Origin of the sequence: Anaerohalosphaera lusitana, from assembly GCF_002007645.1 — a bacterium.
GTDB lineage: Bacteria > Planctomycetota > Phycisphaerae > Sedimentisphaerales > Anaerohalosphaeraceae > Anaerohalosphaera > Anaerohalosphaera lusitana.
Map to the genome: position 1 here is coordinate 178,076 of NZ_CP019791.1, position 14,904 is coordinate 192,979.

The window sequence follows — 14,904 nt, forward strand, 5'->3', positions numbered from 1 at the left end:
ATCTATGAAAATTCCCAAACTAAAGCACAGCGAAAGCATCATGCCTACTGCTTTCACCGTTGGGAGCTTCTGGCGGTGGGCGTACAGCGACATACTTAGCAATGCCAACTGGGGTGTGTTCGCAGAGTATCTGGTCGCATCGGCGCTTGGAGCTGTCGACCATGCCCGCATCGAATGGGACGCATTTGACATCGCGTACGGCGGGACGAAGATCGAAGTCAAGTCGTCGGCGTACCTGCAAAGCTGGCCGCAGAAAAGGCCATCGGCGATACGATTCGACATTGGCAAAAAACTTTCATGGACAGCGGACACCAACGAATACTCCCCGAGACCTCACCGTCCCGCTGATATTTACGTGTTTTGCTTGCTCGCTGAAAAGGACCGCAGCAGAGTAAATGTGCTCGACACGACCCAATGGCAGTTTTATGTATTGCCGCGCGAAGTGCTAGATGCCGAGCTGGGCGAAGCCAAGACGCTTTCGCTGAAGGTGCTCGAAGGGCTGACGGAACCAATAACCTATCAGAAGCTCAAGCTCGCAATCGATGAGCTGGTTCAAAACCAAAAACGTTCTTTTCAGGCAGATGGCAGGGAAACGTAGAACCTGCTGCCCTGGCCTGGTTCCGATTCCACCCATATACTGCCGCCCATTCGATCCACAGCTCGCGAAACTATAGACAGCCCAAGCCCCTCACCGTCTGCCTTGGAGGTTTCCTCTCGGTAGAACACGTCGAATATCTTCTCGTGGTTTTCCGGCTTGATGCCGATTCCATTGTCCTGGACACAATAGACACTTTGACCTCCTCGCTTTTCACCCGAGACATACACATGCGGCTGTTTCTGATCGTCCTTGTACTTCACCGAATTGGTAACGAGATTCATAAAGACGTGCTTTAACTGATCCGCGTCAGCGATGCATTCGGGGAGTTCATTAATTTCAAGCTGCACATTTTCTTCCTCAAGCCTGTGTTTCAAGACTCCGACCAGCTCTTCAACCAACTCCTCTACGTTGATGCGTTCCTTATTTAAAGTAACCCGACCGACGGCGGCTATTTGTCGCAGGCCCTTCAAATATGCCTTCATCTGATCGACCGATGCCTGAATATAGTTGAGCGAGGTCGGGGCGGTATCTTCAAGCATCTCAATCATCACTGCCTTGTCATCGGGACTGAAATCGGGTTCTTTTAACTGTTCAATTATCGTGCTGCAAATGCGTTCCAGCTCAAATTTAAATGCCTCGATCGAGAAAACCGAGTTGCCGAAGTCATGCCGTATTATGCCGGCGAACCGCTCCATTTCCTCTGTCTTCTTTTTAAGGCTGTTGAGCAGCCGTTCCTGCTGGGCCTGGGCATTCTTGCGATCGTTGATATCCTCTACGATGGCGACAAGCTGATAAGGTTCACCATATTCGTTCCGCCTGGCCGTGACGCTTGCCCTGACCCAGACTACGTTTCGATCTTTGCGAACGTACCTTTTTTCGTAGTAAAATGCCGGGATCTCTCCGCGCAGCATCCGGTGCATAACTGCAAGGTTACTGTCGAGGTCATCCGGGTGCGTCATGTCCTTGTATGTTACACCGGATTCGATCAGTTCATTTTCATCGTACCCCACAATATTGCAGTATGCCTCGTTAGCCTCAATGAAATGACCCTCGACATCTGTTATTGCCATCCCCACCGGTGCGTGCTCAAAGCTCTCACGAAACTGAACTTCGCTCTCGCGTAATGCGGCTTCGGCCTTTTTGCGGTCGTCGATATTTTCTATTATCTTCACGAACTGATGCGGCTCACCGGCAGCGTCTTTTCTCAAGCTGATGCCCACACGCACCCATATTATCTGTCCGTCCTTACAAACATATCTTTTCTCAAGATAATGAGCCGGTATTTCCCCAGCCAATACGTTCGCGAAGGCTTCGGTATTTGCCGGTATATCTTCGGAATGGGTAACATCCTTGAAGGTCATGCCCTTTTGGGTCAATTCATTTTCATCGTATCCAATCAAATCGCAGTATGCTTTATTCACCACTTGATATTTACCGTGCAGGTCCATAATCGCCATGCCTACCGGTGCTGTGGCAAATGCTTCTCGGAAACGGTTCTCACTCTTGCGCAATTCTTCTTCGGTCCGCTTGCGTTGAGTGATGTCGCGAATCACGCTGACCAGGATCATCTGTCCATCGATAGCCGCTCCCTGCGAACTGACTTCGACCGGGAAAACAGCTCCGTCCTTTCGCCGATGTTCTGTTTCAAAGAGTATGCCCTGTGAAGCGGCATCGGACATTTGACCGTTTACCATTCTCGTATGGTCCAGACGGAGGTCGTGAACAGTCATCTCCAGCAGTTCGCTGCGAGTATATCCATACGCCTCTACGGCTGCGGCATTGGCTTCGGTGATACGTCCGTCTTTGGGATCGATTACCAGAATGATGTCTCTGCTTTGCAGGGCAAGTATTTCGTACCGCCTGAGCATCGTTTCCGCTTCTTTACGGCGACTTATATCTTCGATGACCGCGACTTCATAATCGGGCCTGCCCTCGGAGTCGCGAACGAGTGAAAGTGTGAGCTTTGCCCAGACATGACGGCCGTCCTTGTGGATGAAACGCTTCTCAACGGAGTAACTTTCCAGCTCGCCGGCGGCCATCTTCTTGAACGGTATCAGGTCGAGGTCGACATCTTCGGGGTGCGTGATCTCGGGCCAGGGTGTTGAGAGAAATTCTTCCCGCTTATAGCCGAGCATTTTACAGAACGCATCGTTTACATCTATCCACGTGGCATCTTCGAAACGTACCCGCCCGATACCGACCGCGGCCTGCTCGAATACCGAACGAAACCTTTCCTCACTTTCTCGCAGGGCATGCTCACTGGCGCGGCGTTCAGTAAGATCGAGCATCGAGCCGATCATGCGGTATGCCCTACCACCCGATTCGCGTGCTATGACCCCACGGTCCAGATATGTACGATAAGGCCCTCCGACAGGACCGAAACGGTACTCGTCGGACCAGCTTTTCTCGCCTTCATCGATTGCCTTGTGAATACCTGCAACCACTCGCTGACGATCATCCGGGTGAATATGCTCGTACCAGCTCTGCACTGAATCGGGCATGTTCTCACGCGTTTGTCCCAGGGCTTTTTCGACTGCATCGTTCCAGCTCACCTCGTCCGTAGTCAGATCCCAGTCCCAGATGATGTCATTCGTAGCCTCGTTGACGAGCCTGTAGCGTTCCTCTGAGAGTTTGAGTGAATGCTCGGCTTCCTTGTACCGGGTCGTCTCCTGAGCCGTATTCAAGATCCCCCATTCGTTTTCCTCGGGCAGCCATATTTTGTACAGGGACCAACTGAAAAAAGCCCTTTCGAGATGACCGGCCGGTGCACGTCTGATCATGAAAATGTCATCCTCGGCATGAAACGGCTCGCCCGTCTCGAGGACCTGCTTACATAGATAACTGAACTTGCGGCCTGTCTCGGGCCATATCTCCTCGAGCGTTTTGTCGATGAACTCCTTGTCAGGCGCTATGGCTGTATAGGCCGCATTGGCCGAGATGAGCTTGAGGTCGCTGCCCCGGATTACCGCGACGGCGGCCGGCACGTGGTTCAGTACGGATTGAAAAAACACATGCTTCGCGTCCATAGTTCCCTGAGTTCCTTTTGTTTTACCCACTCGCACTATGCACTTCCTCATTTCACTTATACATTTTGGAGGATATCCGTCACTTGTCAATAAATAAAAAGACTTGCCTGCCACAGTACGAGATTCAGCGTCGTGCCGCGATTCGGCCGTTGAGCCAGAAGGCTGCTGAGACGACAAAACCCGCCAGACCGACCGACCACAGTCCCCATTGATCGACGGAGAAGCCAAGCAGCGGTGCGACTATCATGGCGACAAGTGACTTGAGCTGTGACTCTATCGAAAGGGTCGTGGCTGCCTGGTGCTTTTCGCTGACGGCGTTGAGTCTTGAGACCAGCAGCGGCCTGTAGAAGTTCTGCAGCATGTAAACAGCCACGAACACAGGCGTCGCGATCGCGAACCAGCCGAACCCCAGCGTTGCGACCAGCAGGGCGTAACAGACCATCACCACGCCCCATATCCACATCGCGGACGACTCGTCGCCGCCTGCCCATTTGCCGATGGTATGTGCCCTGCGGGACGCCACGCTGCTGACCAGGTGCACCAGTGTGTAGGCAAGCCCGATCAGTATGGCTGTCCGCTGCTGATCTTCGAGTGCCGCCAGGAAAGGCAGGCCGATCGCTACGGACTTGATCACCGGCTGGATGTAATCCTTGGCGATCTTAAACACACCTTCGAAGCCGCTGGACTCGAGCAGCAGCATCCGCTGGGCCCGTCTGCTCCATGCGATCTTGACCGATTCCCAGACGTGTCCGAAAACCCGCATGCCCCTGACGTCCGTATTCCGCCCTGCCTCGACGACATCCGGGTAGGTCATGAAGTTGATCACGTTCATCGCGCTGGGAATCGCGCAGAGCCAGAAGATATCGCTGTAGTTGCCCCGCCAGAAGACCAGCCCGCCCGCGATGGCCGCAGACAGTGCCGAGCCGATCTTGGACCAGCTCCGCGTGAAGCCGTAAACCTGCACCCGCATATCGTCCGCGCCTTTGCTGTGCAGATATGCGAAGATCATCGCCTTGTGCGTGCCGGTCCGGAAGGCTTCGCCCACCGCAAAGAGCAGCATCGCAATGTAGAGGTGCCACAGAACAGAACTGACACCGAATACTACGAATGAAATGGTGTACGCGACGAATGCGGTGATCATGCACATACGCCGGCCGTAAAGATCCGCCAGGGCTCCGCTGGGTATCTCGAGCAGATTTATCATAAGCTCGCGGAAGCCGATCAGCAGCCCGATCGCAAAAAATGAAAGCCCCTTGTCAGCGTGGAAAGCCAGTATCAAAAACGGCTCGAAATAACGCTGATTCTTCAGGAACCCATACAGTGAGAACCGGAATATCACACTATTTTCAAGGTCTGGTTTAGCCATCCCGCCTGTTCACAAAACTAACTGCTGTTTCAAACCTGCCCCAATATACCCCAAACTTGCTGTTTTTGCACCAATCGTTTACTGTTCACGGATCCAGGCACCATATTTAACGATTATCAGCAGTTTTTTGCTGTCCGCCGTACCAAGAGCATCGGATTGGCCTCGTTTTATCAGGATACAGGACGACACCTGCGGCTTAGCTCACTGGTGGACTCGAAACCAGAATAACAGCACAGAAAATGAGGATTTCGGGAACATCAATCTGTGTTTAAGGCCCTTAGACACAGTTTTACAGGGGCAAGCCAGCCGAAAATAGGCCCAAAGGCCTGCGCCATTCCTGCAGACGGGCAAACATTCTGTAAAAAAATTCTTCTGGATTCAGCCATCAACCCGTGGTATAAATAAAGTCCAATGCTTTACCAAAGGACTGGGCGGGCCGTATTTGTGCAACTCCAGCTCGCAAAAACCGCACTGCAGAACAAATGCACCCGTTGCGAGGTAAAGCAGTATGGCTGATTTTAGCGAGATATATGTTCACGCGACCTCAGCAGTATTAAGGAGAACAATATGATCGACAAAAAAATACAACTTAACGATATATCACGACCTAACCTTTACCGCGACGTGTTCCCGTACACCGAGTTTCCGAAGGTAAGCTTCGAGAGCGAACCGGTCCAGATCGATATACCGGACGATATCTGGATAACCGACACGACATTCCGTGACGGCCAGCAGTCGCGTCCGCCCTATACGCCCGAGCAGATACTTCGCATATATGACTTTCTGCATGAAATAGACGCGGGCACGGGCCTGATACGTCAGTGCGAATTCTTTTTGTACAGCAACCGCGACCGCAAGGCCGTCGAGCTTTGCCAGGCACGCGGCTACGAGTTTCCGCAGATCACAGGCTGGATCAGGGCTACGAAGCACGATTTCAAGTACGTGACCGACGCGGGCCTTAGCGAAACGGGCATTCTGACCTCTGCGAGCGACTACCACGTGTTCCTCAAGCTCCGAAAGGTCCGTTCGCAGGCTATACAGGGCTATCTGGACGTGGTAAGGTCGGCACTCGATCAGGGAGTGGTACCGCGATGTCACTTCGAGGACATAACCCGGGCCGACTACGAGGGCTTCGTTCTGCCGTTTGCGGACGAACTGCTGGACCTGGCGAAAGAATATGACTCACCGGTGAAGATCCGGCTGTGCGACACGCTGGGATTTGGTGTGCCTTATCCGAATGCGTCCCTGCCTCGGTCGATCCCCAGGCTCGTTCAGGGCCTGCGGCAGCTCGGCTTCCCTGCTGAGTGGCTCGAATGGCATGGCCACAACGACTTCCACAAGGTGCAGGTAAATGCTGCAACAGCATGGCTTTACGGCTGTGCGTCGGCAAACTGCTCCATCTTCGGCGTGGGCGAGCGGACGGGCAATCCGCCGCTGGAAGCGATGATCGTCGAGCACGCACAGATCGCCGGAACGAATCCGAAGATCAATTATGCCGCGATCACGGAGCTGGCACGGTACGCCCAAACAGAGCTGGGCTTTGAGATCTCGCCGAACTATCCGCTCGTGGGCAAGGACTTCAACGTCACCCGCGCAGGCATCCACGCGGACGGCCTGCTCAAGAACGAAGAGATATACAACTGCTTCGACACGAGCAAGCTGCTGGACCGCCCGATCGGCGTTGCGATCACGGACAAAACCGGCGCAGCGGGCATAAAGCATTACATAGAAAGCAGATACGACATCAGCATCGCAAAGCACGACCCGAGGGTGATCGAGATAAAGGACCGGATCGACGCAGAGTACGAGGCCAATCGCGTCTCCGCGATCTCGGAAGATGAGATGGACGAATGGATCGTTCAGGTCTTCGACGGAACCCTGCCCCCGGCTAAATAATCAATAAAGTTCACACACTCTTCATATGCTTAGCGGCACATGTCGTTTCGGCGGCATGTGCCCGTTTTATTCACACCCTTACCTCAGCCATAATTGCAAACACTATGGTGACAAGCGAGCCTTTGCCTGTTAGAATACTGCACCACTGCATCAAATTAGACTGTTGAATTGGAAAAAAGCCGCAGAATGGCACAAACACAAACAAAAGCACTTGTCACAGGTAATATCAAGGCGGTACTGTTCGACCTGGGAGACACGCTGATCAACTTCGGCGAGTTTAAACGGACTGAAACAGTCGTCAAGGCCGCCCGCAGCGCATACGATTATCTGAAACAGACCAACCAGCCGGTACGGAGTTTCTACGGCTACATCCTCCGCCATATCATCGGGCTGCGGTTTCAGACCACGTGGTCGGCGATGACAGGCAAGGATTTCGACAGCCTTCAGTCGCTCAAGACATACGGAAAGCACAAAAAGTTCGATCTGACGCCCGAACAATACGAGGAACTGCACTGGGCGTGGTACCGAACGCTCAAGGATTACGCCAAGATCGAGCCGGACCTGGGCGAGACGCTGGCGGCGATGAAGAACGCGGGGCTCAAGCTCGGTATCGTGTCCAATACCTTCGTAAACGGGCACGCGCTCGATCGGCACCTGAGCGAGGAAAACTTGATCGATTACTTCGACATTCGCCTGTATTCGTACCAGGTATCCCGCCGTAAACCGCATATCCGCATATTCAACGACGCTGCCGCTCGGCTGGAGCTCGATCCGGGCCAGATAATCTTCGTCGGCGACCGGGTGGACAAGGACGTTAAGGGCGCAATGAACGCGGGCATGCACCCGGTGCTCAAGTCCGCATATACCAACCGCGGGAAAAAAGTGCCGGACGGGGTGCCGAAAATCGACAAAATTTCCGAATTACCCGACCTGATCACCAAAACATTCGCCTGATTCGACCGATATAACACCGTAAGAAAAGAAAATAGGCCGATCTGCGCGCCGCAACGATTAACCATGAGCCGGAGTACAAAATGGCAAATAACAGTGACTACGCCTTTCAGAAGTGCATCAACCCCGAATGCGCCGCGACCTTCGATGTCGCCGAGATACTCGTAAAGTGCCCGACCTGCGGCGACATGCTCGACGTCGCATACGACTGGGACAAGATGGACGTGCCCGGCTCGCTGAAAGACTTTGAAAAACGCTGGACGCGTACGAATCCGCTGGACTTTTCGGGCGTATGGCGGTTCCGCGATCTGCTGAATTTCTGCCCGGACGACTGCAAGGTCACCGTCGGCGAGGGCCAGACAATCCTGCAGCGCAACGACGCACTCGCGAAGGACCTGGGCATCGACGCGGGCTGTCTGCATCTCGAATACGAGGGGCTGAACCCGTCCGGCTCGTTCAAGGACAACGGCATGACGGCTGCGTTCAGCCACGCCAGACTCGTCGGCGCGACCGCATCGGCGTGCGCATCGACAGGCAACACGTCCGCATCCATGGCGCTTTACGCGCACAGCACGGGCATGAGCTGCACGGTGTTTATCGGCTCGGGCCGGATCGCGTACGGCAAGCTGTCGCAGGCGATGGATTACGGCGCGCATACGCTGCAGATCGCCGGTGACTTCGACGACTGCATGCGGCAGGTCCAGGCGGTGTGCGCACAGCTCGGCATATACCTGGTGAACTCGCTCAACCCGTTCCGGCTGGAAGGGCAGAAGACGATCATGTTCCGCATCCTCGAACAGCTCGGCTGGCAGGTGCCTGACTGGATCATCGTGCCGGGCGGCAACCTGGGCAATTCCAGCAGCTTCGGCAAGGCGTTCGCGGAACTCAAGCAGCTCGGCCTGATCGACCGCGTGCCGCGGCTGGCGATCATCAACGCCGAGGGCGCGAACACGCTCACGCATCTTTATAACGACAGGAACCTCCGCTGGAACGACGGCAGGCCCGACGCGGACCTCGTGCAGGAATTCTACGACGACCTGACCGCACGCAAGTATTCGCCTCGCACGGTCGCGTCGGCGATCGAGATATCCCGCCCGGTGAATCTGACCAAGTGCCTCCGCGCACTGGACATCTGCGACGGCGTGGTGATCTCCGTGCCCGATGAGGAAATAATCGACGCAAAGGCACAGATCGGCCTGCGCGGGCTCGGCTGTGAACCGGCATCAGCGGCAACCATCGCAGGGCTAAAACACCTGCTCGCAGACGGCGTCGTCGACCCGTCCGCAAAAATAGCCTGCGTCCTGACCGGCCACCCCCTAAAGGACCCCAACCTAACAGTAAACTACCACAAAGACAACAAGGGCAAATTCTCCAACCCGCCGGTAGAAGTTCCAAATGACCTCAACGCGATCATCAAGGCAATGAAACAGGCCTAAAGCAGAAAACTATTCAGAAGGGCGGTCTTCACCGGATCGCCCCTTTTCGCAAAACGCCTCGACAATAAGCCATCCTGCGATGCTCACTGTCAATGTAGCCAATAGAACGCCCCAAGCAATATGCCAATCGTGACGTCGAATGAACCATAGCTCCAGCTTGGAACTGTAACGGTATATCCCGCCGCGCTGCGGCAGAAACATTGCCGTAGTAAGGAACGCACCAACGTTCAAAACCGCCAGCCCCGCAATGAATTTCAGCCGATCATATTTCATCAAGTTTTCTTCATCCCTTTTTTATTAGATTCGCTCTTCGCCTCTATATTGTCAGGCTTAGTTTTTTCCAACTTGCGTTTGTTGCTGGTTTTACTGAAAGCATCTTTCGTTTCCAAATGCTTCAACCAGAATTCCTGCATCTGCTTGGTTGAGGCAGTGACTAAAGGCTCTCCATTCACTATTTCATGCTTGAGTGCTTTGGGGTTATCTTCTATCAAACGCTTAAACCAATCGGGGTCGGGAAATCTCATCTGCAAAGCCGGTTCGATCTGCTTGACGTGAGCGAAGACGTGAACGGGAAGCGTTTGAAATTCATAAGGATTGTCCATGTCAAACTCAGGCCCACATGGAAGCATGTCTATAAACATTTCGCCCTTGATCTTTAGCAAATGCACACCGAAAGGTCCGATGGTTTCACCATCGCCTCGCATATAAAGAATGTAAGATTTTTCGATTTTTCCTTTTTCAAAACACCATGTTTCCTCTTCACCCTCTTCCTGCCAACAACCAATGAGATTAGGATCATAGATGATATCCTCCTCAGTGCCAAACGGATGCAGTGAACGGACACAGCCTGAAAAAATGACCATGCAGAGAGCCACAGTAAGCAGTCGGTATTTCATAAAAGCCTCCAAAGATCGATCACTCCCAAACATCAAATATCAACGCAACCTCCCCCTCATTTACTGTAGAAGACGACAGCACTTTATCATTACCCCACTTCATAAGCATGTCACCGAGCTTTCTTTCAGCTTCGAAAAGCATAGCCCCCCGAAAATCTCCCACAATTTCCTGCATCTCCATTCCATCACTTCTGGTGCTATGACGATCGGTAAGTAGAGCACATTTTAATTTATCATCGCTTCTCCACACGACTATTTTGCAAACCGTTCCGGGCGATACTGAACCAACACCGCTTAAACGTTTCACGGATCCATCGGGATACTTCAACTTAAGCCCAACAGTTGCATCCTTGTCATGATCGGCAGGCAAAGTTACCTCCCAGGCATTCATTCCGAGTGCCCGGGCAACATCATTGCCGGACAATTCAACCTGCCCGGAATTTCCGCTGTCCTTCTCGCAGCCGGCCAAGGCCAGCATCCCCAACGCCATAAACATCACCAAATAACATCTGCCCATAAGAAATTTCTTTCAATCCTCTTGCTTGAACGCACTTCTAAAACATGCAAACGCGATAACCGCTCCGATAGCGATTGCGGATATGTTGCCGAACAGCGCGCTCTGCGCATATGCGGTGTCGTTATCGCCTGCCAAACGGCCAAAAAGGGTGAGTAACTGGAGCACCGCGTAGACCGCAAAAAGACTGCCGATCACAATTTTGACTGCTTTCATAATTCTTCTCCCGAACAACATAGCGCCTCAACCATACCCGCAACCACCGTAAACGGCAAGTAAATTCCCGACCTTCAATGCTTTAAGATGGATTTATTCGCGAAATGCAACCTGTATTTCTCGGCCGGTCTGCCTTATAATTGCGTTCGCAGCTTGAACCGAAGTTAAACGAGGAGAACGACTGACATGGCGAACGCACCCAAAGAGATCGCGGTCGAACAGCACAAGATCCCCGCGACGGTTTTCATCCTGGCGGTCGGGCTTATCACGGCCGGCTGGATGCTGGGCCCGCGTCCGGTCAGCGACGACGAGGCCCGCATATCCGTCACCGCCCGCGAGATGCTCGCATCGGGCGACTACATCGTGCCGACCTTCAACACCGAACCGCAGCTCGCACCGTCGCCCCTGCCGTACTGGCTGACCGCGCTGGCGGCGCAGTTCACCGGACGCGTGGACGCGTTCACCGCCCGGCTGCCTTCGTTCATCCTCGCGATCCTCTCGACTGCATCGATCCTGTACTTCGCGCAGCGGATCCTGCCCTTCCGCACTGCATGTCTGTCTGCGCTGATCTGGGCGACAAGCTTCGGCTTCGTCAGCTTCGCACGCAACGCGGTACCCGCGATGACGCTGACCGCACTTACCGCGACCGCGCTGCTGGCCTTCTACGCGGGTCTGCACGAGGAACACGCCCGCCGCCGCGTCACGTACATGCTCACGTTCTACATAACCTTCGCGCTGGCGGCGCTGACGAACCTGCTGCTGGCGGTCCCGGCGGTGCTGATCCCGCTGATCGCGTGGTTCACCGTCACGAGAAGCTGGCGGCTGTGCAAACATACCATGCCGATCGTCGGCACGCTGGTGTTCCTGGCGGTGCTACTGCCCTGGCCGATGCTGGCGGCAAGACAGGTCGGCTCGGATACACTTTTCGCAGTCTGGAAGAGCAGCATGATTGAGCAGTTCTTCTCGCCCGGTCTGCATCCTGCGTGGTTCTCGGTTCTGATGGTCTTCGAGTATGCGGCACCGTTCATCGCGTTCGTGCCGCTGGCGGTCATCGCACCGTTCTACAAGGTCTGGGCCGAGACGCGAACGCCGATGAAGTTCCTGTGGTGCTGGTTCGTTTCGCTGACGGTTCTGTTCACCATACTGCCCGCAAGGGACCTTAGCGACATCCTGCCCGCAATCCCGCCGCTGGCGATCCTGGCCGGTATCATATTCGAGGACCTTGTCTACACACGCAAGGCCCACACGCGGCGATTCATCGGCAAGTTCTTCCAGTACCACGTGATCATAATCCTGTTCGGCTCGATCATCGCCGCCGCACTTGTCGCCCGGTACAAACCCGATATACTGTTCGAAGCGTGCGCCGTCGCGGTCGCAGCGATGGTGCTGACGGCACTTTTGACGCTGCTGTTCATGAAGGGCAAGCGATTCGCCGCCTGCATCACACTGTTTGCGGGCCTGGCGGTGATAACGATTCTTACTGTATCGCTGATCCTGATACCGATCACGCCCGACACGCAAAGCGGCCTCGCGGCCAGAGCGTCACGCCGGATCCCCGCTTCCGCGGACGTATACGCATACGGCTCGGTCGAACCGGCCTTCCTGCACTATTTCGGGCGATCCGCGGACGTTTGCCGCAGTGTCGATGAAGTACAGCAAGCATACGAGGACGGCGCGTTCATTATCGCGTTCGCCCAGGCCGGCAACGAACTCGCAAAAAGCGAAGAGTTCAACCAGGCCGCAACTCTGGGCACCGACGACCCCACGGCAGGATCGGTCACCGACCTGCGTATCTTCCGCAAACCCGACTGACCGCCCGGCTGCGGAGCCCCGCAAAACTGATGGACGATTTTTTGGAATTTCCGCTGCGATTGTGCTATACTGTCCGGCTCTTAAAGTCATGAATTCCATTTTGCCGGGAGTGTAAACATGATCAGCGTGAAGAGTGTCTGGAGTGTTTTGATTATGCTGTGCGTTTCAAACATCGCAACAGCCGCACCGCCCAAGCTGTCCGTCGATGAAGACGGATCGCAGGTTCGCGTTACCGTCGGCGACAGACTCGCACTCACTTCGCCTGCCGAGGGGCTCTGGTCGATCGCGACCGGCTGGGAGGATCAGTGGCCCGCGGATTGGCGGCACGCAAAGATCGAGAAGATCGAAACGGTTAACGAATGGACGATCTGCCGCGGCACGCTGTCGCTGGACGAAGGCGAATGGAAACTGCGCGAAAGCTACCGCCCGTCTGGTGAGGTCATCGAAGTGATCCGCCGATTCGAATGGCATGGCGATAGCACTCTTGAACGAGCGACCCTGTCGGTCCGCTGGCAGACGCCTTTCACCGATGTCGAACCGCTCATGCCAGGCATACTTTACTACGGCAATCCGTCGGGCACAAAGAGCGGCCGGGTCGCGACATGGTCCGATGATACACCCTACGCGATCTTCGAAGAGCACCGCTATCCGATGCCGTTCGCATCATTGGAAACCGCAACCGACAGCGATGCTGAACGTCTCGCGGTCACACTGCATAGCGTACCATGCACCGCACCCTACGGCAACAAGAACGATCAGTGGTGGTCGCTCGGAGCCGCCCGCAAAGACGACTGCACCGAACTCGTACTGCTATCCGGGCCGTGCGCAGCTAACGGCGAACGAAGCGTCGTCAAGGCAGTACAGCGCGGCTTCATGAAATACCCAGACACATATCTCAACATCCCGCCCGGCGCGGTCATCGAAAAACGCTACTACCTCCAGGCGAACAAGGGCTTCGCAAAAGGCTCAGGCTTTCGCCCGGCCGTCAGGGCAAGCATTGACCTGTTCAAACCGTTCGCAACCGAAGGCCTGCCAACCTACGACGAGATCCTCAGAGCCAAGTACCGCTTCGCGAAAAGCCGCTGGCACGAAGACGAAAAGTCCGCGGGCTTCGGCATGTACCCGACCGACGATTCGCCCTACGTGATGGGCTGGTGCGGACAGGCCGCGTGCCTGGGCTATGCACTTATCCCGCTGGCCGATACGATCGACGATCCGAAAAGGGCCGAGCTCGTTCAGCGGTCGCTTGACCATCTGACCACCTCGCCGTTCAACGAAAACGGCTTCCTGCTGATCTACGACCGCAACAAGAACGAATGGCACGGGCAGGACCCGGTCTCGCAGGGCCAGGCGATGGAGAACTTCGCCTGTGCGATAATCGCTGCAAAGGACAACGAAGAGTACGACACATCCAAATGGCGCACCTTCCTCAAGAAGGCCTGCGACATTCACGCCGACCGCATTCTTGCTGATGACTGGCACCCGGTCAGCACGAACGAAGGCTTCTTCATCTCGCCGCTGTGCAAGGCATATCAACTGTTCGGCAATGAGAAGTACAAACGCGTCGCACTCAAGGCCGCAAACCACTACGCCGACCGGCACGTCTCGATGGAAGAACCCTACTGGGGCGGCACGCTCGACGCGAGCTGCGAGGATAAGGAAGGCGCGTGGGCGGCGATGCAGGGCTTTCTGGCGGCATACGAACTGACGCAGGACGAGAAGTGGCTCGAACGCGCACAGCACGCCTGCGATGTCGTCCTGACATACACATGCGTCTACGATATCGAGATGCCCCCGGGCCGACTCCGCAATCACCGCTTTAAGACGCGAGGCTGGACGGACGTGTCCGCACAGAACCAACACGTCGACATCTTCGGCGTGCTGATCGCTCCGAAGATATACAAGCTCGGCACACTGACCGCCCGCGAGGACCTGCAGAAACTCGCAAAGGTCATGTACCTCTCGTGCGGCCAACTGATCGACCCGTACGGCAGCCAGGGCGAACAGATCCAGCACACAAACTTCGCACAGCGGGGCGACATGTCCGACGTCTACAAAATGCGAGGCGGATACGCTGAACACTGGACCGTCTTCTGGATAACCGCGTACTTCCTCGACGCCGCAGCACAGTTCGAGGAAATGAACGTATCACTGCAAAACTAAAACCGGCAACCTATTTGTAAATGGAAATGG

12 protein-coding genes are annotated in these 14,904 nt (G+C 55.0%); 6 read left to right on the plus strand and 6 right to left on the minus strand.

Features of this window, described 5'->3' with window-relative positions; genetic code table 11:
• The first annotated feature begins 4 nt into the window (after nucleotides 1-4).
• A complete protein-coding gene (locus STSP2_RS00845; RefSeq protein WP_146658948.1) occupies nucleotides 5-598 on the plus strand; it encodes a hypothetical protein in 594 nt (197 codons plus the stop codon).
• Here the strand turns inward: STSP2_RS00845 and STSP2_RS00850 are convergent.
• Together STSP2_RS00850 and STSP2_RS00855 are read right to left on the minus strand one after the other, a co-directional pair.
• Complete coding sequence (locus STSP2_RS00850) at nucleotides 574-3,624, minus strand: PAS domain-containing protein (protein WP_169852880.1); 3,051 nt, start codon at nucleotides 3,622-3,624, stop codon at nucleotides 574-576. The two genes, STSP2_RS00845 and STSP2_RS00850, sit on opposite strands and share 25 nt — an antisense overlap.
• Before the next feature lie 124 nt (nucleotides 3,625-3,748).
• Nucleotides 3,749-4,990, minus strand: coding sequence for an MFS transporter (locus tag STSP2_RS00855; protein WP_146658951.1), 1,242 nt, complete (start codon nucleotides 4,988-4,990; stop codon nucleotides 3,749-3,751).
• A gap of 567 nt (nucleotides 4,991-5,557) precedes the next feature.
• Between STSP2_RS00855 and STSP2_RS00860 the strand changes: the two genes are divergently transcribed.
• The 3 genes from STSP2_RS00860 (at nucleotide 5,558) to thrC (ending at nucleotide 9,273) form a co-directional block, all read left to right on the plus strand.
• On the plus strand, nucleotides 5,558-6,886 hold the full coding sequence (locus STSP2_RS00860; RefSeq protein WP_146658953.1) for a beta/alpha barrel domain-containing protein: 1,329 nt from the start codon (nucleotides 5,558-5,560) through the stop codon (nucleotides 6,884-6,886).
• A 186-nt stretch (nucleotides 6,887-7,072) separates the two neighbouring features.
• Nucleotides 7,073-7,840 (plus strand): HAD family hydrolase, encoded by a 768-nt coding sequence (locus tag STSP2_RS00865; protein WP_146658955.1) that lies wholly within the window; start codon nucleotides 7,073-7,075, stop codon nucleotides 7,838-7,840.
• Nucleotides 7,841-7,920: 80 nt separating this feature from the next.
• Entirely contained in the window at nucleotides 7,921-9,273 is a 1,353-nt protein-coding gene (gene thrC, locus STSP2_RS00870) for a threonine synthase (RefSeq protein ID WP_146658957.1), read from the plus strand.
• Nucleotides 9,274-9,282: 9 nt separating this feature from the next.
• On the opposite strand, the gene STSP2_RS00875 is transcribed toward thrC, so the two are convergent.
• From STSP2_RS00875 to STSP2_RS00890, 4 genes are read right to left on the minus strand one after another with little or no spacing between them, the layout of a single operon-like run.
• Nucleotides 9,283-9,546, minus strand: coding sequence for a hypothetical protein (locus STSP2_RS00875; protein WP_169852881.1), 264 nt, complete (start codon nucleotides 9,544-9,546; stop codon nucleotides 9,283-9,285).
• Nucleotides 9,546-10,169, minus strand: coding sequence for a hypothetical protein (locus STSP2_RS00880; protein ID WP_146658961.1), 624 nt, complete (start codon nucleotides 10,167-10,169; stop codon nucleotides 9,546-9,548). Before STSP2_RS00880 ends, STSP2_RS00875 begins: the two co-directional genes overlap by 1 nt.
• 19 nt (nucleotides 10,170-10,188) lie before the next feature.
• Entirely contained in the window at nucleotides 10,189-10,686 is a 498-nt protein-coding gene (locus tag STSP2_RS00885) for a hypothetical protein (protein WP_169852882.1), read from the minus strand.
• 12 nt (nucleotides 10,687-10,698) lie between these two features.
• On the minus strand, nucleotides 10,699-10,899 hold the full coding sequence (locus STSP2_RS00890) for a hypothetical protein (protein WP_146658964.1): 201 nt from the start codon (nucleotides 10,897-10,899) through the stop codon (nucleotides 10,699-10,701).
• A 186-nt stretch (nucleotides 10,900-11,085) separates the two neighbouring features.
• On the opposite strand from STSP2_RS00890, the gene STSP2_RS00895 reads away from it, so the two are divergent.
• Together STSP2_RS00895 and STSP2_RS00900 are read left to right on the plus strand one after the other, a co-directional pair.
• A complete protein-coding gene (locus STSP2_RS00895) occupies nucleotides 11,086-12,711 on the plus strand; it encodes an ArnT family glycosyltransferase (protein ID WP_146658966.1) in 1,626 nt (541 codons plus the stop codon).
• A gap of 117 nt (nucleotides 12,712-12,828) precedes the next feature.
• A complete protein-coding gene (locus STSP2_RS00900; RefSeq protein WP_146658968.1) occupies nucleotides 12,829-14,874 on the plus strand; it encodes a hypothetical protein in 2,046 nt (681 codons plus the stop codon).
• Nucleotides 14,875-14,904: the final 30 nt, after the last annotated feature.